General features: G+C 76.3%; 1 protein-coding gene and 1 pseudogene. Both read left to right on the top strand.

Annotated elements, in window-relative coordinates; genetic code table 11:
- Positions 1–358: tetratricopeptide repeat protein (locus ACYVE9_RS30380; protein ID WP_461031064.1), on the top strand; the 358-nt coding region annotated here is incomplete at its 5' end.
- A gap of 2 nt (positions 359–360) precedes the next feature.
- Positions 361–561, top strand: a pseudogene (locus ACYVE9_RS30375) (serine/threonine-protein phosphatase); the annotation flags it as partial.

The raw sequence follows: 561 nt of genomic DNA, 5'->3' as shown, positions 1-561 counted from the left end.
GCGGGCCAGACTGCGCGGCCGGGACCCCGCCGACGCGTTGCTCGACGACCTGTACGCCGCCGCCGACCAGGTCACCCGGCTGGCCGAGGCGGGCCTGGACGCGCCCCGGCGTGAACTGCTCTCCACCGAGGTGCTGGGCAGCGCGTTGGACTGGACGCTCAGCGGCCGGCCCGCGGCGCCGCCGAACCCGGCGTCGTGCGACATCAGGCCCCTGCTGGACTGTCCGCTGACCGAGGAGGGGCTGCGGATCGGCCTGGAGGCCTGCTGCCGCAGGCTGGCCCGGCTCGCCGGGACGGGGGCCGAGAGGATCGAATGGGTGGAGCGGGCCAACCGCTTCCGCCCCAGGACTTGGGTGTGACGATGCCGCAGCTCGACCAACTCTCCGCCTGCCCCAGCTGCGCCGAGCCGCTGGAGCACGGTGACCGTTTCTGCGGGGTGTGCGGAACGGACCTGACGGCCGCGGGCGGCGGGTACGGCGGTGACCACCAGGACCGCCCGACCCTGACCGTCAGCACCCCCGCGCCCCCTGCCGCGCCGCCCGTCCCGCCCCCTGCCGCACCG

Source organism: Streptomyces sparsus (genome assembly GCF_054776295.1).
Note: the sequence above shows the minus strand (reverse complement) of the source record. Positions and strands in the feature narration are given on the sequence as shown.